Origin of the sequence: Paenibacillus sp. FSL R5-0345 (assembly GCF_000758585.1) — a bacterium.
GTDB lineage: Bacteria > Bacillota > Bacilli > Paenibacillales > Paenibacillaceae > Paenibacillus_AQ.
Genome location: NZ_CP009281.1, coordinates 4,511,245 through 4,530,780, shown reverse-complemented (window position 1 = coordinate 4,530,780; position 19,536 = coordinate 4,511,245). Strand labels below are relative to the sequence as shown.

Annotated in this window: 19 protein-coding genes; all 19 read left to right on the top strand. The window is 44.9% G+C overall.

What is annotated here, in order from left to right:
• Positions 1 to 37 precede the first annotated feature (37 nt).
• A complete protein-coding gene (locus tag R50345_RS20105) occupies positions 38 to 559 on the top strand; it encodes a tetratricopeptide repeat protein (protein ID WP_042129521.1) in 522 nt (173 codons plus the stop codon).
• 33 nt (positions 560 to 592) lie between these two features.
• Positions 593 to 1,396, top strand: a complete 804-nt coding sequence (gene dapB / locus R50345_RS20100; protein ID WP_042129520.1) for a 4-hydroxy-tetrahydrodipicolinate reductase — start codon at positions 593 to 595, stop codon at positions 1,394 to 1,396.
• Positions 1,397 to 1,411: 15 nt separating this feature from the next.
• Positions 1,412 to 1,834, top strand: coding sequence for a methylglyoxal synthase (locus tag R50345_RS20095; RefSeq protein ID WP_042129517.1), 423 nt, complete (start codon positions 1,412 to 1,414; stop codon positions 1,832 to 1,834).
• A complete protein-coding gene (gene bshB1, locus R50345_RS20090; RefSeq protein ID WP_042129515.1) occupies positions 1,831 to 2,541 on the top strand; it encodes a bacillithiol biosynthesis deacetylase BshB1 in 711 nt (236 codons plus the stop codon). The genes R50345_RS20095 and bshB1 overlap by 4 nt, the downstream gene beginning before the upstream one ends.
• A 20-nt stretch (positions 2,542 to 2,561) precedes the next feature.
• Positions 2,562 to 3,719, top strand: coding sequence for an N-acetyl-alpha-D-glucosaminyl L-malate synthase BshA (bshA, locus tag R50345_RS20085; RefSeq protein ID WP_042129514.1), 1,158 nt, complete (start codon positions 2,562 to 2,564; stop codon positions 3,717 to 3,719).
• A 22-nt stretch (positions 3,720 to 3,741) separates the two neighbouring features.
• Positions 3,742 to 5,091 (top strand): CCA tRNA nucleotidyltransferase, encoded by a 1,350-nt coding sequence (locus tag R50345_RS20080; RefSeq protein ID WP_231573834.1) that lies wholly within the window; start codon positions 3,742 to 3,744, stop codon positions 5,089 to 5,091.
• Complete coding sequence (locus tag R50345_RS20075) at positions 5,081 to 5,881, top strand: biotin--[acetyl-CoA-carboxylase] ligase (RefSeq protein ID WP_052414666.1); 801 nt, start codon at positions 5,081 to 5,083, stop codon at positions 5,879 to 5,881. Before R50345_RS20080 ends, R50345_RS20075 begins: the two co-directional genes overlap by 11 nt.
• A 336-nt stretch (positions 5,882 to 6,217) precedes the next feature.
• Positions 6,218 to 7,084 carry a 3-methyl-2-oxobutanoate hydroxymethyltransferase gene (gene panB, locus R50345_RS20070; RefSeq protein WP_042129508.1) on the top strand — a complete coding sequence of 289 codons (867 nt, stop codon included), beginning with the start codon at positions 6,218 to 6,220 and terminating at the stop codon, positions 7,082 to 7,084.
• A 1-nt stretch (position 7,085) separates the two neighbouring features.
• Positions 7,086 to 7,976 (top strand): pantoate--beta-alanine ligase, encoded by an 891-nt coding sequence (gene panC, locus R50345_RS20065; protein ID WP_042129506.1) that lies wholly within the window; start codon positions 7,086 to 7,088, stop codon positions 7,974 to 7,976.
• The gene (gene panD, locus R50345_RS20060; protein WP_042129504.1) at positions 7,969 to 8,352 is read left to right on the top strand and encodes an aspartate 1-decarboxylase; all 384 of its coding nucleotides are present in this window, start codon (positions 7,969 to 7,971) and stop codon (positions 8,350 to 8,352) included. Before panC ends, panD begins: the two co-directional genes overlap by 8 nt.
• A gap of 111 nt (positions 8,353 to 8,463) precedes the next feature.
• The gene (locus tag R50345_RS20055) at positions 8,464 to 9,105 is read left to right on the top strand and encodes a tetratricopeptide repeat protein (protein ID WP_042129502.1); all 642 of its coding nucleotides are present in this window, start codon (positions 8,464 to 8,466) and stop codon (positions 9,103 to 9,105) included.
• A gap of 136 nt (positions 9,106 to 9,241) precedes the next feature.
• Positions 9,242 to 12,103 (top strand): ATP-dependent DNA helicase DinG, encoded by a 2,862-nt coding sequence (dinG, locus tag R50345_RS20050; RefSeq protein ID WP_042129499.1) that lies wholly within the window; start codon positions 9,242 to 9,244, stop codon positions 12,101 to 12,103.
• 133 nt (positions 12,104 to 12,236) lie between these two features.
• Positions 12,237 to 12,887: a redox-sensing transcriptional repressor Rex gene (locus R50345_RS20045; RefSeq protein ID WP_042129497.1), complete on the top strand. Its 651-nt coding sequence runs from the start codon at positions 12,237 to 12,239 to the stop codon at positions 12,885 to 12,887.
• A complete protein-coding gene (locus R50345_RS20040; protein ID WP_042129495.1) occupies positions 12,877 to 14,178 on the top strand; it encodes an amidohydrolase in 1,302 nt (433 codons plus the stop codon). The genes R50345_RS20045 and R50345_RS20040 overlap by 11 nt, the downstream gene beginning before the upstream one ends.
• Before the next feature lie 255 nt (positions 14,179 to 14,433).
• The gene (locus tag R50345_RS20035) at positions 14,434 to 14,865 is read left to right on the top strand and encodes a cell wall elongation regulator TseB-like domain-containing protein (protein ID WP_231573833.1); all 432 of its coding nucleotides are present in this window, start codon (positions 14,434 to 14,436) and stop codon (positions 14,863 to 14,865) included.
• 415 nt (positions 14,866 to 15,280) lie between these two features.
• On the top strand, positions 15,281 to 15,823 hold the full coding sequence (locus tag R50345_RS20030) for a hypothetical protein (RefSeq protein ID WP_042129492.1): 543 nt from the start codon (positions 15,281 to 15,283) through the stop codon (positions 15,821 to 15,823).
• Positions 15,816 to 17,318, top strand: coding sequence for an AAA family ATPase (locus tag R50345_RS20025; protein ID WP_042129491.1), 1,503 nt, complete (start codon positions 15,816 to 15,818; stop codon positions 17,316 to 17,318). The genes R50345_RS20030 and R50345_RS20025 overlap by 8 nt, the downstream gene beginning before the upstream one ends.
• A 133-nt stretch (positions 17,319 to 17,451) precedes the next feature.
• A complete protein-coding gene (locus tag R50345_RS20020) occupies positions 17,452 to 18,324 on the top strand; it encodes a 3-hydroxyacyl-CoA dehydrogenase family protein (protein ID WP_042129488.1) in 873 nt (290 codons plus the stop codon).
• Positions 18,321 to 19,529: an acetate/propionate family kinase gene (locus R50345_RS20015; protein ID WP_042129486.1), complete on the top strand. Its 1,209-nt coding sequence runs from the start codon at positions 18,321 to 18,323 to the stop codon at positions 19,527 to 19,529. Before R50345_RS20020 ends, R50345_RS20015 begins: the two co-directional genes overlap by 4 nt.
• Positions 19,530 to 19,536 lie beyond the last annotated feature (7 nt).

Genomic DNA, 19,536 nt, shown 5'->3' with positions numbered 1-19,536 from the left:
CAAACGAACGGGATTTAGCCGTGAGGATGGTGTGTATATGGATCAAAGAGATTATGTAAGAGAAGCCTACCGATCTATATTGCGAAGTGACTTTGCGGAAGCTATTGTTTGCTTTGAGGCTGCGATTGCGGCAAGTCCGGCAGATGCAGAAGTCAGATATCGTTGTTCCATAACGTATGCCCGCAGTGGTATGCTAGATAAAGCTTTAGTTCATGCTCAGGCCGCTATGAAGTTAGACGGTAGCAAACCTGAGTATAGTCTACATCTACAGCATCTTCAGGCTATGATGCATGTACAGGAAGCTAAGCGGTTGATAGAAGATGAAGATAACAAAACTCGCAACCCGTATCATCCGATTACGCTGCTTAAAGAGGCCATCACTCTTGACCCCTTATATGGGGATGCTTATGTATGGCTTGCCATTGCGCATAGTCGGGTAAATGAGCATATTCAGGCTATAGCTGCCCTGAAAGAAGTGATTTCTTTACATCCGGATGATTCTGGCTTGCGAGAATTGATGGTAGACCTTCAGAAATCCATACAATCGTATATGCAGTAACTATATAACCAGTGAAGGCGAGGATGAAAAGATATGAGCAACAAGATCAGAGTTATCGTATCCGGCGCAGGCGGGAGAATGGGTAAAGAGGTTATTAAACTTGTGCTGCAGGACGAAGAGTTAGAGCTGGCAGCTGCGGTAGATCGTTCAACGATGGATATAGACGCAGGCCGTCTTGTAGGTCTAGAAGACTCGGGAGTTATTGTAACTTCAGATCTTGAGGCTGCCCTCGCGGGAAGCAATGGAGATGTTGTAGTTGATTTCACTACACCACAATCAGCGTATACGAATACAGCACTAGCCATTAAATACGGAGTGCGTCCGGTTATTGGTACAACCGGATTCACACCGGAGCAAATTGTGGAACTGGACAAGCAGTGTCAAGACCAGGGGATAGGCGGACTCATTGCTCCTAATTTCTCCATAGGGGCTATTCTGTTGATGAAATTTGCGGCTCAAGCTTCAAAATACTTCCCGCATCTGGAGATTATAGAGTATCATGGTGACCAGAAACTGGATGCTCCATCCGGAACTGCAATTAAAACGGCAGAGATGATTTCAGAGGTTCGGGAAGAGCTTCGTCAAGGGAATCCTAAAGAAGAAGAAACGATTGAAGGTGCCCGCGGGGGTTATTATAACGGATTCCGGATACATAGTGTCCGTCTTCCTGGTGTGTTTGCCCAAGAAGAAGTGATTTTTGGCGGGTTCGGACAATCCTTAAAAATCCGGCATGATTCTTATGAGCGAGCAGGATATATGCCAGGCGTTAAGATGGGGATTCAGAAGGTTATGGAATACACTGGCTTGATCTATGGATTTGAGCACTTTATAGAATAGACAGGGGAGAACACCATGTTAAAAATCGCATTTATTGCACATGATCGTAAAAAAGATGAGATCGTAAATTTTGTATTAGCCTATGAGCATGTTTTTGTAGGTCATGAATTATTTTCCACGGGGACTACTGGCCAACGAATCATGGATGTGACTAGCTTGAAAATTCATCGCTATATGTCCGGCCCATTAGGTGGAGATCAGCAAATTGGCGCAATGGTAGCGCAGGATGAATTGGACCTTATTATTTTCTTGCGTGATCCATTAATGGCACAGCCACATGAGCCAGATATTACAGCTTTACTTCGTCTATGCGACGTATACGGTATACCTGTAGCTACGAATATTGCGACAGCTGAAGTGCTTGTGAAGGCGATTGATCGCGGTGACTTTGCTTGGCGTGAACTAGTTCATAAATACAAACCAGGTGTCGATGAATGAAGCTGGACATTCTTGTATTTGGAGCTCATGCGGATGACGCGGAGATCGGTATGGCAGGTACGATTGCGAAACATACCGCTGCAGGCCTTAAAGTGGGCTTGTGCGATTTAACGGCTGCAGAGATGTCCTCGAACGGTACTGTAGAGTTACGCAAGGAAGAGGCGCAGCAAGCTGCTGATCTACTTGGTGTATCGGTGCGGACGAATTTAGGTTTATCAGACAGAGGGCTTTTTATAACGGAAGAGCATGTAGCAGCTGTTACAGCAGAAATTCGCCGTTTTGCGCCTGCGATAGTTTTTGCTCCTTATTGGGAAGATCGTCATCCTGATCATATAGCATGCAGTAAGCTGGTAGAAGAGGCGGTCTTTAATGCCAAACTACGTAAATATATGCCGGACAAGCCGGCAGTTTCAGCACCACAATTGTTTTTTTATTTTATAAATGATCTTGGACGTACGGATCTTATTGTAGATGTTACTGAACAATATGGGTTAAAGGAGCAGGCATTGTCCTGTTATCGCTCTCAGTTCACCAAACCGCTGGGTGCCGATGCTGTATCCACTCCGTTAACGGAGGGTTACATTGAGCGGGTCCGCTCTAGAGATATGTTGCTTGGACAGCGCAGACTCATTCCTTATGCGGAAGGGTTTGCTACAAAAGTTCCTTATGCGGTAAATTTGTTTACTGCGGGGGATCATACTTTATAAAGTATAGAAGGGGACGGAACATGGATCGTTTGAAAATAGGTATTACCTGTTATCCGTCTCTTGGCGGCTCAGGCGTAGTAGCGACTGAATTAGGAAAACTCTTGGCCGAAAAGGGGCACGAAGTTCATTTTATTACACACAGTATTCCGTTTCGGTTAGGGAAGTTTCAGAAAAATATATTTTATCATGAGGTAGAGGTTAACGATTATTACGTATTTAAATATCCTCCTTATGACTTAGCACTTGCTACGAAGATGGCTCAGGTTGCTAAAATGCAGAATCTGGATCTGTTCCATGTTCATTATGCCGTTCCGCACGCTGTTTGTGCATTTCTTGCCAAGCAGATGCTTGGTAATGATATAAAGGTTGTAACGACCTTGCATGGCACTGACATTACGGTACTTGGACAGGACGAATCTCTAAAAGATCTAATTCGTCTTGGAATTAATGAAAGTGACGCTGTAACGGCTGTATCGAAGGATCTCATTAGAGAAACACGAGAAGTGCTGGATATCACTCGCGAGATTGACCTCACTTATAATTTCGTTGATCATCGTGTCTATTACCCGCGGGATGTATCGAATCTTCGGGAAGATTTTGCTTCACCTGAAGAGAAGATCCTGATGCACATCAGTAACTTCCGTCCAGTTAAAAGGGTAAGCGATGTTGTAGATATCTTTGCTAAAGTGAATCGTGAAATCCCTTCACGACTGCTGCTTGTTGGTGAAGGGCCTGATCTTCCCAAGATTCAAGCTAAGATCAGTGAAATGGGTCTGGAAGATAAAGTCCGCTTCTTAGGAAGACAGGATGAGATCGCTCAAGTCATTTCGTTAGCTGATTTGCTGCTGTTACCGTCAGAGAAGGAAAGCTTTGGTCTGGTTGCGCTAGAAGCGATGGCCTGTGGAGTACCGACTATAGGTTCTCAAACCGGAGGGATTCCAGAGCTAATTGAGCATGGCAAGACGGGATTTATTGCTCCGATTGGTGATACGGACACTATGGCGAAATATGCAATTAAACTCCTTTCGGATGATCGCATGGTGCAGCAATTCAGACAAGCCTGCCTGGAAACAGCCTGCAAAGATTTCTGTAAGGATTCGATTACAAGTCAGTATGAAGATATATATTACCGTGTGCTCGGGCGCAAGGTACCTAGACTGGATACAGTCAGGGGGTAAGGGGTTCGTAATGAAATGGAAAATGGCGCCATCCGCTATGGCTCTTGCGGCGGAAAATGTAATTTCTGAGCTAACTCAGAACGGCCATGAGGCTTTTTGGGTCGGAGGCTGCATTCGCGATGAGCTGTTGGGTAGGCCAGTACATGATATGGATATTACAACTTCAGCAGTGCCGGAGGAAGTGATAGCCATCTTCGCACGCAGTATTCCGACAGGGCTAGCACATGGGACGGTCACCGTGCTTCAGGATGGGCATGGGTTTGAAGTGACGACATACCGAACTGAAAGTGGGTATGTCGATCATCGTCGTCCGGAACATGTTGAATTTGTTAGTGATGTGAAGGAAGATTTGCGTCGTCGCGATTTTACGATTAACGCAATATGCTGCGGACTGGACGGAGATTTGATTGATCCCTTCGGAGGCGAGAAGGATCTAGCTCTCCGTGTGATCCGCTGTGTGGGGGATGCGGAGGAACGGTTCGATGAGGATGCGCTACGCATGCTTCGCTGCGTTCGTTTCGCATCGGTGTTAGATTTCTCCATCGCCAAGAATACGTGGAGGGGACTGTTGCGCCAGCGAGATAAGCTGGCGCATATTGCTGTGGAGCGCGTCCGCGCGGAGCTGGACCGCATCGTAGAGGGGCCGCATCCTCGGCGCGGACTTGCAATGCTAGCGCGCTGTGAACTGCTCGCGCGCGGCAAAGCCCCGTTCCCCTGGACCGGAACCGATCTGGCAGCTGCTGCCGCCTTGACGGCCGGGATAGGGGAACTGGAGAGCGCCCACCTGCGGTGGGCGCTTCTCCTCCATGCCCTGAAGCAGTCGGCCCAGGAGGCCGATGAGCTGCTGCGGGCATGGACGTTCTCGGGGACGACGCGTACCAGCGTCGTCCAGGTGCTGCGGGTCCGCGAAGCTTGGACCGCTGCCCTGGAGGCAGTGCCGCCGGGGGAACCGGACGGCACGGATCTACTGCGGCGGCGCTTCCTCGCCGCCGTGCTGACCTTCGGCGTGGAAGCCGCCGAAGGGTGGCTCTCGCTGCTGGCGATCTTGCCAGCAGGTGGCCTTCCCGCTGCGAACCCGCCAGCGGTCTCAGAGATTTCACCCGCTGTCACTACCCCAGCGGCGCCAGAGCTTGTAAATGCCTTGATCCATCTGCAAGCTGCAAGAGACTGGATCGCACAGATGCCGCTTAAGAGCTTATCGGAGCTTGCTGTTACAGGTAATGAGCTGGCGGAAGCGCTTGGGAAACGTCCGGGTCCTTGGCTCGGCAATATGCTGAGTGCACTTCTGCAAGCGACTGCTTCGGGAGATCTATTAAACAATAAACAAGTATTGCTGCTTGAAGCAAAAAGGATGGATGGACATGAGCTATGATAAGGCGCTGTCGCTAACCGAATTGAAGCAGGAAGCTTCCGATTCGAATTGGATAGACAGAGTTCAGCTCCTAGAGTCTGTCGTATCTACTCAGGAGGAAGCCAAACGATTGGCAGAAAGCGGCGCACCAGAAGGAACAACCGTAATCGCTGAAGAACAAACCGGCGCTAGGGGGAGAATGGGCAGAAATTGGTTTTCTCCTCGTGGCAAAGGGATTTGGATGAGTATAGTATTGCGGCCGAATTTACCCTTGTTACAGACTCCGCAGTTAACACTGCTTGCTGGGGTTGCCGTTTGTAAAGCAATACGTCGTGTGACCGGAGTCGATGCCGGTATTAAATGGCCGAATGATTTGCTTGCGGGCGGTCGTAAGATATGCGGAATTTTGCTTGAGTCTTCGCTAAGAGAAGGGGAGCTTCAATATTGCATCGCCGGAATTGGAATTTCTGCGAACTTGACTGAAGACGATTATCCTGATCATCTGAAAGAAGTGGCGACTTCACTTCGGATACAGCGGAGCGGTGTTCCTATTGACCGTTCGGAGCTGGTTAGAGCTGTGCTCGATGAGTTGGAGTTGCATTACAATCTGTATATGAATCAAGGGTTTAAACCCATCAAAGAGCTATGGGAGTCGATGTCAGTTACATTGGGTCGCCAAATCGCCCTGAATAGCCCTCAAGGGCGTTCTGAAGGCGTCGTAGTAGGTCTGGACAACTTAGGCGGACTACTCCTTAAAAATAGCTCAGGGGACATTTTAAATGTATGCTCAGGTGAAATTGAGCTTTTATAAGTCTTTTCAATATGGCAGGGGTGTCATCCCTTGTCATATTTTTTTCGTGTAATTCCGAGTCCTTTTTGATATACTATGGGTCGGAGGCGGTATCGTTTTACGAACTGTACTCTTGATCTGATGAATTTATAATGTTTTTATTATTGGAATTACCTTCATAACTGCGTTAGACGGTTACGTTGGATTCTGCTCTGAGCCGTAAGGACCGAGACAGAAGGGACGATCGCGAGTGACTCTTTTTTGCCCTTCGGACCTTTTTAGCAAATGATTGCTAAAGGGTTTTTTTGTTGCGATTTTTACGGGGATGTTATTTCAAAAAGGAGGACGAAGAGAGAAATGGCAAACAAACAAGCACTTAATATTGTGAAAATGAAAAAAATGAAAGCAGATGGTGAACGGTTGAGTATGTTGACCGCTTATGATTACCCATCGGCTCTACTTGCTGAAGAAGCCGGTATCGACCTTATCCTGGTGGGTGACTCCCTGGGAAACGTGGTACTTGGATATGATACAACTTTACCCGTTACGATTGACGATATGGTCTACCATACTCGTTCCGTAACTCGAGGCGCACAAAATACGTTCATTGTGGCAGATATGCCGTTTATGACCTATCACGGAAGTGTAGATGAGACCCTGCGGGGTGTGCGCAGACTGATGCAGGAAGGGCGGGCTCATGCCGTCAAAATGGAAGGCGGTCTCGAAATTTGTGAGACAGTCGCTGCAGTTGTAGCTGCGGGAGTCCCTGTGCTTGGACATATTGGACTTACACCACAATCGGTAAATATGATTGGTGGCTACCGTATTCAAGGTAAGGACGCCAAAGACGCAAAACGTCTGATGGATGAGGCCAAGGCGCTTGAAGCAGCCGGTGCATTTGCAGTCGTACTGGAGCTGGTGACAGAAGAAGTCGCACAAGCGATTTCTGAGGCACTGAGCATTCCGACCATTGGGATTGGTGCAGGCCGTTATTGTGACGGTCAGGTATTGGTTTTCCATGATTTGCTGCGGTATGCCTCACCCTATCGTGAGAAACGTTTTGTCAAAACCTATGCGGATGTGGGTAATGTAATTCGTGAGGGGATTAGTCAATATGTGCAAGAAGTGAAGGATCGCTCGTTCCCAGATGAAGGCCATGTTTTTAAGGCAGATGAAACCGTTCTGGAATCTTTATACGGCGGTGCCGGAAAGGATGGGAAATAAGATGAGAGTTGTCAGAAGCATTGAGCAGCTGCGCGAAGCTTTGGAGTATATGAGACAAGGTGGGCATACCCCGATTGGTTTTGTTCCAACCATGGGATATCTTCACGAAGGACATGCCAGTCTGCTTCGGCGGGCAGGAGAAATGAGCAACACGGTGGTTATGAGCATATTTGTGAACCCGCTGCAGTTTGGACCGAATGAGGATTATGATTCCTATCCGCGCGATGAAGATCGTGATTTGGAGCTGGCGGAACGCGAAGGGGTCGATATTGTATTTATCCCCAGTGTAGAAGAAATGTATCCGCAGCCTACTCGGACTACAGTCTCAGTATCTGAGCTTACTACTCGACTTTGCGGAGCTTCGCGCCCAGGGCATTTTAATGGCGTAACTACGGTTGTGAATAAACTATTTAATATCGTGCAGCCGGATTATGCTTTCTTTGGACTAAAGGATGCCCAGCAAGTAGCAGTGCTTCGCCGAATGGTGTCCGATTTGAATATGAATGTTGAAATTGTACCTTGCCCTATCATTCGTGAAGGGGATGGACTTGCGCTTAGCTCACGAAACGTATTCTTATCTTCGGAGGAACGTAGTCAGGCATTAGTGCTATCTCGTTCCTTACGTGAAGCACGTCAGTCCATTGAAGAAGGAAAAGTAAGAACCGTTGCTGAAGTGCGGGAATTGTTGACATCGGTTATTTCCAGCTCTCCTTTGGCGGTCATTGATTATGCGGAAATACTGACATTCCCTAATCTGGAAAGTTTAGACCACGAAGCTTTAATAACGGATGTAGAAGGGGAAATTATTATAGCGCTTGCTGTGAAGTTTGGCAGAACACGCTTAATTGACAATAATGTATTTATTCCAAAGGAGGTTGCCGCTCTTGTTTAGACATATGATGAAATCCAAAATTCACCGCGCTACGGTGACAGAAGCGAACTTGAATTATGTGGGTAGTATTACCATTGATGAGAACTTAATGGAAGCGGCAGATATTCTTGAAAATGAAAAAGTACAGATCGTGGATAACAATAATGGTTCACGGTTAGAAACGTATGTTATTCCTGGACCTCGCGGAAGTGGTGTGATCTGTCTGAATGGTGCAGCCGCCCGTCTTGTTCAACCAGGAGATACAGTAATTATTATTTCATATGCGATGTTGTCTTCGGAAGAACTGGAGTCGCATAAGCCAACAGTGGTATTCGTGGATGAGAACAACAGACCCGTCAAGCTGGCTGATCATGAATTGCATGCTACAATCGCTTAAATAATGGACTTACGCCATGTAATGAATGGCAGGGATGAAAGACCCCGTTCTCGCAGAAAATGAAGTCAGGCAAGCTGAACTGATTTCATCTTCAGTAAAGGGGGATAGCCCATGTTTCAACATTTGTTTGCTGAAATGAACAAGGTGCTTCAGGAGATCGTTACAGATTACCCTACAGCGGAGGGTGCCCGCCGGAATGAGCTTTTATGCAATTATAATATGCTGCACCGACTAAGCGATAAAGTAATGGATGAATGGCTGGCCTTTGCAGAGAAGCTAAGTCACTTTCGTGAAAGTGTAGATTTTACGACTGTGGTTGAAGAGGACATGCCAGAGCAGGAAGCACCCGAGCTCTGCATGGATACTTTTGTTAGAGGCCAGGGGTATTATAAGCTGCTGATGTATGGAAAATGTATTGAGCAGTTTAAGGAAGTTATTGCGCAATATCCGGATAGTTTGGCTGCTCGCTTATATTTAGCCATCTCTTACCTTCAGGAAGGGGATGGGGAAGCAGCGTGGAGTCATTTGAACCATATGCTCGGTTTGATACGGGAAACCAAGCTGAAAGCAATGGTTTATAATGCTTTAGGCTGCATCCGGGCTTCACAGGAACGCTTCAATGAAGCGCAGGAGCTGTTTGGCCTCTCGTTGCAGCTTGACCCTGCACTTCCTGAACCAACGGTTAATTTGGAGGTTTGCCGCCGCCGTGGAGGAAAGCTTCATTTCGGAAATCAGCTTGTTTCATTATTGTAAATTATTACGTTTACGGTTTATTATTCCGCATTTTCATTCAAGCGATGCATCCCCTGAACCAGTGGTGTGCATCGCCTTTTTTCGCAACTTCTGTTATGCTGATTAAGAGTCTCAATTGAAAGGGAATAGAATTATAATGAAATTTGCCGTGCTTGATTTTGAAACAACGGGAACCCAATCCGTGGGTGAAATTATCCAGGTTGGCCTTGCAATTATAGAAGAAGACCGGTCCATCTCCCGGGTATATGGTTCCTACGTCAAGCCCGGAACGCCGATACCTCCTTTTATAACTGGTCTGACGGGGATTACCGACGATGATGTAAAGGATGCGCCTGAGCTGGATGAGATGATGATGGAGCTTGTTCCACTCTTGGATGATGTTGTGCTTGTAGGGCATAATGTCGCATTCGACTTCCATTTTTTGCAAAATGCTTTAGATCGATGTGGGTATTTACCATTTCAAGGGCGGATTTTAGATACGATTGATTTTCTAAAAATCTGCTTTCCTTCCCTAACATCCTATCAACTAGGGTCAGTTAGTGCACATTTTGGAGTGACACATGATCGTCCGCATCAGGCAGATAGTGATGCACTGGCGACAGCTCTTGTCTTGTTGAAATGTCTGGAGGAGCTTTACAGTTTACCGTTACTCACCATCCAGCGACTATGTGAGCTGTTTACCGAAGAAGATAGTGATTTAGGTTGGTATTTTGATGGTCTGCTGCGTGAACGGGAAGCGGAGACGCTTCAACCCGAAGGTGATCTGACTTTCTATCGTCAATTAGCGCTTGCAGTAGGGGATTGGAATGAACTAGCTCCACCTCGTGACGAGCATGCTGAGAATCCGCTACAGAATTTATCATTTACAGATTATATGGATGAAGTAACTAAACGGCTTAAAGACACTTTGCCACAGTATGAAAGCCGAGAAGCTCAGGATATTATGATCAATGAGGTGATTACGGCACTTGCCGAAGACAAACATCTATTGATCGAAGCAGGGACAGGAACCGGCAAATCGCTTGGTTATTTGTTGCCTGCCATATACCAAAGTGTTCGTACTAATGAGAAAGTTATGGTCAGCACTCATACCATTAATCTGCAGGATCAATTGCGTGAGCGTGATATTCCTTTGTTAACACAGGTAGTTCCATTTCCATTTAAAGCTGCGATTTTTAAAGGCAGAGGGCATTATTTGTGTCTTCGTAAGTTTGAACATAAAATTAATAAAAAAGACTTTATAAGTCCAAGGGAAGATGCACTTACTGCGGCTCAGATGATCGTTTGGCTGACACAAAGTGAATCAGGGGATGACGAAGAGCTCAATTTAAGCGGTCGTGGCGGAGATTTCTGGGAGACGGTAGCAAGCGATACCGATTCTTGTCTCGGTCGCTCCTGTCCTTGGTTCCGCAAATGTTATTACCATCGGGCAAAACATGAAGCGGGTATTGCTGACGTGGTTATTACGAACCATTCTAAGCTTTTCGCAGATGTTAAGGCTGGGCACCAGCTACTCCCGGCCTATGAACATCTTGTTATTGATGAGGCCCATCATCTGGAGGACGTGGCTGGCAAGCATTTAGGTATGCATATGAAGCATTTCACGGTGGCTCACACGCTGTCCCGATTATACAAGGATAGTCGTAACGGCCAACTCCCAACGCTTCGTCAAATGCTTCAGTCATCAGGCAGTGAGGAAGCTTCTGAATGGAGCGGAGTTATCGATAGAATCTATCCAGATCTGCTTACTGTAAAAGAAACCTGGGATCTACTTAGTGACAAGCTATTTAGCCTCTTGCCGGAACGTAGCAATGCAGCGGCGGAAGAAGCTGGACAGCTAGTCATGCGGTTACTTCCTACCCGTAAACCGAAAGATTGGGATGAATTGGTTGCTTTGGAGAATACTATAAATCTGACATTAAGCGAAATTATCCGTAAGGGTGATAAGATGCTTAATGAGATGCGTGATCAAGAAGGTCAATCTTCTTCAGATAGTTTAGTAACCGATATTAGCGGCTTATTTAAGGATTTAGCTTCTATACGTGAGCAAGTACGGTTTTTTATGGGATTAAACGACGAGAATGTAGTATATTGGCTGGAGGCGAATGGAAATTATCGCAGCAAATCGCTACAGTTATATGCCGTCCCTGTTGATGTTAGTACCCAGCTTAAAGAGCTGTTCTTCCACAAAAAGAAAAGTATTGTGTTAACCTCGGCGACGCTTTCTGTCGATAAATCATTCCAGTTTATGATTGATAATCTCGGACTTAATGAAGCTGCGGAAGAGGGGCGTCTAATGACATCTCTCCTTCCTTCTCCCTTTAAGTATCGGGAGCAGGCACTATTAGTAATTCCACGGGATTTCCCTAGTGTGAAGGGCAGTGTGGGTGATGCCCGATTTGTCGATACGCTCGTACAGTCACTAGCAGAAGCGGCGATTACGACACGCGGACGGATGCTTGTTCTGTTTACTTCTTACAAGATGCTGCGCCAAGTTTACGATCCTCTGAAAGAAGCTCTAGCCTCACAAGAAATCACGGTGCTAGGTCAAGGCGTGGAAGGTGGAAGCCGCAGTAAGCTGATTCGACGCTTTCAGGACAGTGCTGCTTCAGTTCTGCTTGGAACTAGCAGCTTCTGGGAGGGAGTAGATATTCCGGGTGAGGCATTGACATGCTTAGCCATCGTGAGGCTTCCATTTCAACCGCCTAATCACCCTCTAGCGGAAGCGAAGTCTGAGTTATTACAAGCCCAGAAGAAGAATCCGTTTATGAAATTGTCGGTGCCTCAGGCAGTTATCCGCTTCAAGCAAGGATTTGGAAGACTGGTACGGACAGCGCAGGATCGGGGTATTGTTATAGTGTATGACACTAGGGTTATCGAATCTCATTATGGAAAGTATTTCCTTTATTCGTTGCCTGGCCCGAAAATGGAACATATGCTTACGGATCAAATGGTTCCTCGTATAGCAGAGTGGTTGGAAGACGGAGGCGTTTCTTAAGAAGGACATCTTCTGTTTAATTAATCACTCCACAATGAAGGGCGGTATAAGAGAATACCGCTCTTCATTGAGACGAGGTACAGAAATTTTAATAGGATTCAAACAGAATAGTACTTAAATTAGGAGGTAAATTATGAAATCGGATAAAATATCAGAAGCCGTTGTTCGCAGACTTCCTGTGTACTTACGTTTCTTGAATGATCTTCAGAAACGTGAAATATTAACCGTTTCCTCGCAAGAATTAGGACAAAAACTTGATCTGAATCCCGCTCAAATCCGTAAAGATTTAGCGTATTTTGGAGACTTCGGCAGAAAAGGTATTGGGTATGACGTAACTTATCTTATTGAGAAAATCCGTCATATTTTGAAGCTGGACCAACAGCTGAATGTGGCATTAGTAGGTGCCGGTAACCTTGGACATGCATTATCTAATTATAATGCTTATCTGAAAGATACTATGAAGATTACCGCTATATTTGATTCTTATGCACCTAAGGTAGGGCGGAAAATCAACTCTCTTACGGTTCAACCCATGGAAGAGCTAGGTCAGACAGTTCGTGAGCAAGGCATTCGAATTGGGATTATTACTGTACCTGACTCAGAAGCGCAGAATGTAGCAGATATTCTTATTGAATCTGGCATTGAGGCGATTTTGAATTTTGCACCAGTGATTCTAAAAACACCACCGAATATCCGGGTTCATGCAGCCGATTTTACAACGGATTTGCAAAGTCTTGCTTATTATTTGAAAGACGGAAAGGAAGAAAGCGGAAATGAAGAGTAGTAAAACGATTATCAAAGGCGGGCGTTTTCTTATTCCGGGAACGGATGAGCCTGTTCTTAGTGGATATATGACTATTGAAGATGATTTGATCACTTACATAGGAAAAGAAGAGCCTTTGATGGAAGAAGGTGTGCAAGTTGTTGATGGCAGTCGTCTGTTGTTTATGCCTGGTCTGGTAAACACACACGGCCATGCCGCAATGTCATTGCTTCGTGGTTATGGAGATGATTTAGCGCTTCAAGTGTGGCTTCAGGAAAAAATGTGGCCGATGGAAGAGAAATTCACCGGAGAAGATGTGTACTGGGGAACCTCCTTGTCTGTTCTGGAAATGCTGAAAGGTGGCACTACAACCTTCCTGGATATGTATGATCATATGGATCGAGTAGCTGAGGTGGTCGAATTGTCAGGTATCCGTTCTGTATTGATGAGAGGCGTGATCGGTCTTTGTCCAGAGGAAGTACAGAATCACAAGCTTGCGGAAGCGATTTCTTTTGCACGGAACTGGCATGGAAAGGCTGACGGTAGAATTACAACGATGATCTCGCCACACGCTCCATATACTTGCCCGCCGGATTTCTTTGTTAAGTTTGTACAGGCGGCGCATGATTTGGATTTACCGATGCATACCCATATGTCCGAAACGAAACGCGAAGTGGAGCAGAATGTAGTGGATTACGGACTGCGGCCTGTAGCTCATTTAGAGAAGCTTGGAATGTTCACACGTCCGTCTATTGTTGCTCATGGCGTTCATTTGAATGATGAAGAGATCGAGATTCTGGCTCGTCATAATGTAGGTGTATCTCATAACCCGGGAAGTAATCTAAAACTGGCTAGTGGAGTTGCTCGTGTTACGGATCTTCTAAAGGCCGGTGTGAAGGTGTCGTTGGGTACAGATGGCGCGGCAAGTAATAATAACTTGGATATGTTTGAAGAGATGCGTCTTGCAGCACTTATCCATAAAGGTGTAAGTGGTGATCCTACGGCTGTACCGGCTCCGGAAGCTCTGAGTATGGCTACAGAGTATGGCGCGAAGTCTATCTTTTTAAATGATGTGGGCAGGCTCGCTGTAGGCATGAAAGCTGACTTTATCGCGATTGATATAGACCAGCCGCATTTACTACCGCACACAGATTTGCTGTCTCATGCTGTATACTCTGCCAGTGCCAAGGATGTTGAGCATGTATGGGTGAATGGTAAACAGGTTGTAAAACATGGACAATGTGTAACGTTAGATGAGGAAGCTATCCGTCGTAAGGCGCAAGAATCCTTTGAGGGGCTGCTCAAGCGGTAGTCTAAGATGATAAGAATTAACTGTAAGGCTGTGACTTTCTGCGTTTGCAAAAGTTACGGCCTTTTCTGTAAATATAAGAATTTATATGAATGAATATGAAACTTTGGATAAACACACGGGTGTGTTATATAATCAAAAAAGATATATTACTAGAAAGGGAGCTGCACCTTGAAGAAAAGGAAAAAATGGATCCTCCTGGGGTCAGTTCTGATTCTGCTCCTTCTGTTTGGACTTATCCAGTTCTATGCCTATATTATGAAAGATCAATGGAACGAGCGAGATATTGCTAAGGATATCGCCAAAACCAGCGCTGGTCTGACAGAGGTAACTAAAGCACAGAAATCCGTGTGGGATGAAAATGCAGTGTACTGGGTCTTAACAGGGAAGAATCAATCCGGGACCGAGTTAATGGTATGGGTACGCTTTACTGTAGACGGGAAGTTTGCAGAAGGCAACGACGCAGTATATGCTGAGGAACTGAGTAAAGGGACCTCTGAAGCGAAAATACGCAGCATAATTAAAGCTGATCTTCCGGACGTTAGTATCGAGCGGTTGTTGCCGGGGGTATATAACGGAGAGTATGCATGGCAGCTTTTTTATAAACAAAGCGGTCGGTATTATTATCAATTTTATCGGTTCTCAGATGGAGCTCGAATGGGTGAAGGATATAGTTTACCCAGCCGCTAAAATAAACAAGAGTACTATACTAGAAACAAGCGGACCATTTATGGTTCGCTTGTTTTCGTTAATATGATGGATTATTTTGATATACTCGTAATGTACTATTTGTGATATACTAAGTAGGTAGTTTTTATATATTTTTATTTAAAAAACACATGTGGAAATAAGCCTGTTAACGACAAGTAACGGCTCTTTTTTTTCGTTGAAATAAATCAATATATTTAATGAATTGGAAAAAAATAAAAAATAAAATTTTAAATATCTTCACACTTTTTTTCATTTTCGTATATACACATGTGATATACTACTGTTTGTAATTAGAACAGTATTAAGAGAACGTTAGGCTCTGATGAGCGCTTAACAGCTTTGATTTATTAATCATTCTGTTTACATTTTGTCATCTTTGAGAGGAGGACGTTTCTTGAAATTACGTCTTGTACCTGTACTGATAACGTCTCTACTGTCGGCTACTCTATTGTTCGGAGGATTCTTTTTATATCGTCAGTTTGCTTTACAGGAACCGCTCCAAAAGATTGTATCCGGTTATGAGGGAGTAAATAATTCACATATTAGTATTAACCGCGATGAGGTCACTTTGAAACTTGATTTGCAGCCGGGCACGAATTTACGTGATCTAGTATCGTATGTATCTAAAGAAGGAAAGTCAGTGATTGAAGGACGTAAGCTTAAACTCGATGTGGATCAAAATTCAAATGAATTATTAGATGATTACTGGGATAAAGCGTTGTTCTCTGTAGCTGAAGCGATGGAGAGCCGTAAATATACTCTTATACCTACTGAACTTGATAGATTAAAAGAGCAGCATTCGGAATATAAAGATGTGATAGCATCTACTGAAATCGACGACAACAATGTGTATGTTAGTTTAAGCATTGGAAAAGAAAGTAAATTTATTATTTTGCCGCGAAAACCTGCGACCTTGGGGGTATGGAATAATGCCTAAGTATCTTAAAGAAATTTTACTCGGATTTATTCCTGTACTGTTTATTTTCATGGCTTTTTTAGGTATAAATATATTCCCAATTGTTATAGCAGCTGGAATGCTTACTGCACTTCTTATAATTGCTCATTTGCGAGGCGGTCTTACGGTGAATGCTGGTGCTGGGAAAAAACGCAAGAAGGAAGGACCTTCGAAGCTAACTTTTGAAGAAATTGGCGGGCAAGACAATGCGAAGCAAGAGCTTCGTGAAGCACTCGATTTTTTGATCCGTCATGAGGAGATCAGCAAATTTGGGATTCGTCCTTTAAAAGGGATTCTGCTCACTGGTCCTCCAGGAACAGGTAAGACCCTTATGGCCAGAGCGGCTGCACATTATACAAACTCCGTATTCGTAGCTGCATCAGGTAGTGAATTTGTTGAAATGTATGTGGGTGTCGGGGCCGGTCGGATTCGTGATTTGTTCAAGGATGCCCGTAACCGCGCTGTTAAGGAGAACAAGCAGAGTGCCATTATTTTCATTGATGAAATTGACGTAATTGGCGGTAAACGTGAAGGCGGGCAGCAGCGTGAATATGATCAGACCTTGAATCAGCTGTTGACTGAGATGGACGGTATTTATAATAACGAAACACCGCGTATTCTGCTGGTAGCTGCAACAAACCGGAAAGAGATGCTTGATTCGGCATTGCTACGTCCTGGACGGTTCGACCGTCATATTCAAGTGGACATGCCTGACAAGAAGGGCCGTAAATCGATTCTCGAATTGCATGCGAAGAATAAACCTCTTCATCCAGAAGTGAGTCTCGACAAAATTGCTGAAGAAGCTTATGGCTTCTCCGGTGCTCAGCTGGAAAGTGTCATGAATGAGGCTGCGATTTATATGATGCGTGAGGACTTGACGGAAGTTGAGCAGCGGCATCTGTCGATGGCGATTGACAAGGTAATGATGGGTGAAAAAACGGATCGAGAAACCAATCACGAAGAGAAAAAGAGGGTCGCTATTCATGAACTGGGACATGCCATTATGGCAGAGCTCCTTCGTCCTGGAAGCGTCAGTCAGGTTACACTGACTCCGCGTGGGCAAGCCCTTGGATATGTACGGCACAATCCTCAGCAAGAGCAGTATTTGTACACCAAAGATTATTTGGAAGATCAGATTATGATTGCACTTGGTGGAGCGGCGGCTGAAGAAATGTATTATGGCGGACGAAGCACAGGTTCACGCGCTGATTTCGATCAGGCGCTGAATATTGTGGAAACGATGATGAAGTCAGGATTAACTTCGCTGGGCATTGCTAAGCTGGAAATGGTTACCACTGAAGAGCTTATGAAGGAAAATAGTAAGATATTGGATGAACTGATGACGCGCACTCGTGAGCACCTTGAAAAGCAACGAAATGTATTTGATTACTCTCTTGACATTTTAATGAAGGAAGAAGTACTCTCTGGAGAGCAATTTCGATGTCAATTTCGTGACAGCGTCCTTTTACCAGCATAAATTTTTATGCTGGTTATTTTTTTTTACTTTTCAGGCATGCTAAGATATCATTATATGTCGGGCTTTATAAATTTTTGCGACAGACAAGGTACAATACAAAAGTATAGATACCTGAAAGGATGGAGACTTTTTTATGAATTTCAAAAAAATAGGTGTCATCGGCGGTGGCACAATGGGACAAGGTATTGCTGAAATGTTAGCAGCCAAAGGCCTGGATGTATTGCTGGTGGAGAAAACCGCAGAAAAACTGGACTACTCTTACGAAATGATCGAGACAAGTCTAGATAAGCAATTGGAGAAATGGGCGATCACTCAAGCAGAAAAGAAGCTGATTCTTAGCCGCATTCAAAAAGTGACACATTTCGCAGAACTCAGCTCTTGTGATATGGTCATCGAAACCATTGTTGAGGATTTGGAAGAAAAGAAAAAGATTCTAAATCAATTGGATCAAGTATGTCCAAATCACATTATTCTTGCCAGCAATACGTCAACACTTAGCTTGACTGAACTTGCAAGTTCTACAATGTATCCGGAACGCGTGATCGGAATGCATTTCATATATCCTGTTGCTAAAGTGGATCTTGTTGAAATCGTACGCGGTCTGAAAACTTCAGATGCTACTTTTGAAGACACAAAATCCTTTGTTGATGAGATTGTTGAGAAAAAAGGTGTAATGATTTATGAATCCCCAGGATTTGTAACATCACGCCTCATTTGCTTGTTTATCAATGAAGCTATGCATGTGTTGCAAGAGGGCGTTGCCTCCGCACAGGATATTGACGATGCTATGCGTATCGGTTATCAATTCCAATATGGACCGCTTGAAATGGCTGACAGATTCGGCTTGGATTCGGTTCTTGCTGCGCTTGAAAATATGTTCCGTGAGTACGGTGAATTGAAATACCGCCCTTCTACAATTCTCAAGAAGATGGTACGTGCAGGACAACTGGGTATGAAATCAGGAGAAGGCTTCTTCAAGTACGACAAGGATGGTGACCGTGTATGAATATTCTAGTTATTAACTCAGGTAGTTCTTCTTTGAAATATCAGCTCTATAACATGAACGATGAATCGGTTTTGGCTAAAGGTTTGGTTGAACGTATTGGAATGGACTCCTCTATTCTGAACCATAAACCGACTGGCAAAGCGGAAGTGACAGAAGTAAGCGAAATCCTGGAACATAATACTGCGATTCGTAAAGTCCTTGCTTGTCTTACAGACAAGGAGCATGGTGTAATTGAATCCATTAAAGAAATTGATGCTGTAGGTCATCGCGTAGTGCATGGTGGTGAATTCTTCAAAGCCTCCGCACTTGTGGATGCTGACGCAAAAACGAAAATTCGTCAATTGTTTGACCTTGCACCACTGCATAACCCAGCAGCAATGATGGGGATTACGGCTTCTGAAGTAAATATGCCGGGTGTACCGCAGGTCGTTGTATTCGATACTGCCTTCCACCAAACGATGCCTGAGAAAGCTTATATGTACGCTATTCCTAGAGTACTGTACAATAAATATAAAGTTCGTCGTTACGGCGCACACGGTACATCACATGACTTCGTAAGCAAGGCTGCTGCGGAGTACTTGGAGCGTCCGCTGGAAGATCTGAAGATCATTACTTGTCATATCGGTAACGGCGGTAGTGTAACTGCAGTTCAGGGCGGAGTGTCCGTGGATACTTCGATGGGTATGACACCTCTGGAAGGTTTGATGATGGGTACACGCAGTGGTGACCTTGACCCAGCAATTGTTCCTTACGTAATGAACAAGGAAGAATTGTCTGTAGGTGAAGTGAACTCCATGTTGAATAAACATAGTGGTCTCTTAGCAATTTCGGGCGTAAGCAGTGACATGCGTGATATTATTGAGGGTATGGAAAAAGGTGAGCCTAATTCCACGCTAGCTTTTGAAATGTATGAGTACCGCTTGCGCAAGTATATCGGTTCATATACGGCTGCCATGAACGGTGTAGATGCGATCGTATTTACTGCCGGTGTTGGTGAAAATGCTTCATTGCTTCGTGAGAAACTGCTAAATAACCTTACTTTCCTGGGTATTGAGTTGGATGCTGAAGCTAACAAAGTTCGTTCCGGCGATCCACGTCGTATCTCTACGGTAGATTCCAAGGTACAAGTGCTAGTAGTTCCGACAAACGAAGAACTTGTCATTGCACGCGATACACACCGTATTGTGCAAGGAATTAACGGCTAAATTAGAG

What these genes read in the sequence shown, in the direction of transcription:
- R50345_RS20105 (WP_042129521.1), top strand. Translation starts at nt 38, where the DNA reads ATGGATCAAAGAGATTATGTAAGAGAAGCCTACCGATCTATATTGCGA.
- dapB (WP_042129520.1), top strand. Translation starts at nt 593, where the DNA reads ATGAGCAACAAGATCAGAGTTATCGTATCCGGCGCAGGCGGGAGAATG.
- R50345_RS20095 (WP_042129517.1), top strand. Translation starts at nt 1,412, where the DNA reads ATGTTAAAAATCGCATTTATTGCACATGATCGTAAAAAAGATGAGATC.
- bshB1 (WP_042129515.1), top strand. Translation starts at nt 1,831, where the DNA reads ATGAAGCTGGACATTCTTGTATTTGGAGCTCATGCGGATGACGCGGAG.
- bshA (WP_042129514.1), top strand. Translation starts at nt 2,562, where the DNA reads ATGGATCGTTTGAAAATAGGTATTACCTGTTATCCGTCTCTTGGCGGC.
- R50345_RS20080 (WP_231573834.1), top strand. Translation starts at nt 3,742, where the DNA reads ATGGCGCCATCCGCTATGGCTCTTGCGGCGGAAAATGTAATTTCTGAG.
- R50345_RS20075 (WP_052414666.1), top strand. Translation starts at nt 5,081, where the DNA reads ATGAGCTATGATAAGGCGCTGTCGCTAACCGAATTGAAGCAGGAAGCT.
- panB (WP_042129508.1), top strand. Translation starts at nt 6,218, where the DNA reads ATGGCAAACAAACAAGCACTTAATATTGTGAAAATGAAAAAAATGAAA.
- panC (WP_042129506.1), top strand. Translation starts at nt 7,086, where the DNA reads ATGAGAGTTGTCAGAAGCATTGAGCAGCTGCGCGAAGCTTTGGAGTAT.
- R50345_RS20055 (WP_042129502.1), top strand. Translation starts at nt 8,464, where the DNA reads ATGTTTCAACATTTGTTTGCTGAAATGAACAAGGTGCTTCAGGAGATC.
- dinG (WP_042129499.1), top strand. Translation starts at nt 9,242, where the DNA reads ATGAAATTTGCCGTGCTTGATTTTGAAACAACGGGAACCCAATCCGTG.
- R50345_RS20045 (WP_042129497.1), top strand. Translation starts at nt 12,237, where the DNA reads ATGAAATCGGATAAAATATCAGAAGCCGTTGTTCGCAGACTTCCTGTG.
- R50345_RS20040 (WP_042129495.1), top strand. Translation starts at nt 12,877, where the DNA reads ATGAAGAGTAGTAAAACGATTATCAAAGGCGGGCGTTTTCTTATTCCG.
- R50345_RS20035 (WP_231573833.1), top strand. Translation starts at nt 14,434, where the DNA reads ATGAAAGATCAATGGAACGAGCGAGATATTGCTAAGGATATCGCCAAA.
- R50345_RS20025 (WP_042129491.1), top strand. Translation starts at nt 15,816, where the DNA reads ATGCCTAAGTATCTTAAAGAAATTTTACTCGGATTTATTCCTGTACTG.
- R50345_RS20020 (WP_042129488.1), top strand. Translation starts at nt 17,452, where the DNA reads ATGAATTTCAAAAAAATAGGTGTCATCGGCGGTGGCACAATGGGACAA.
- R50345_RS20015 (WP_042129486.1), top strand. Translation starts at nt 18,321, where the DNA reads ATGAATATTCTAGTTATTAACTCAGGTAGTTCTTCTTTGAAATATCAG.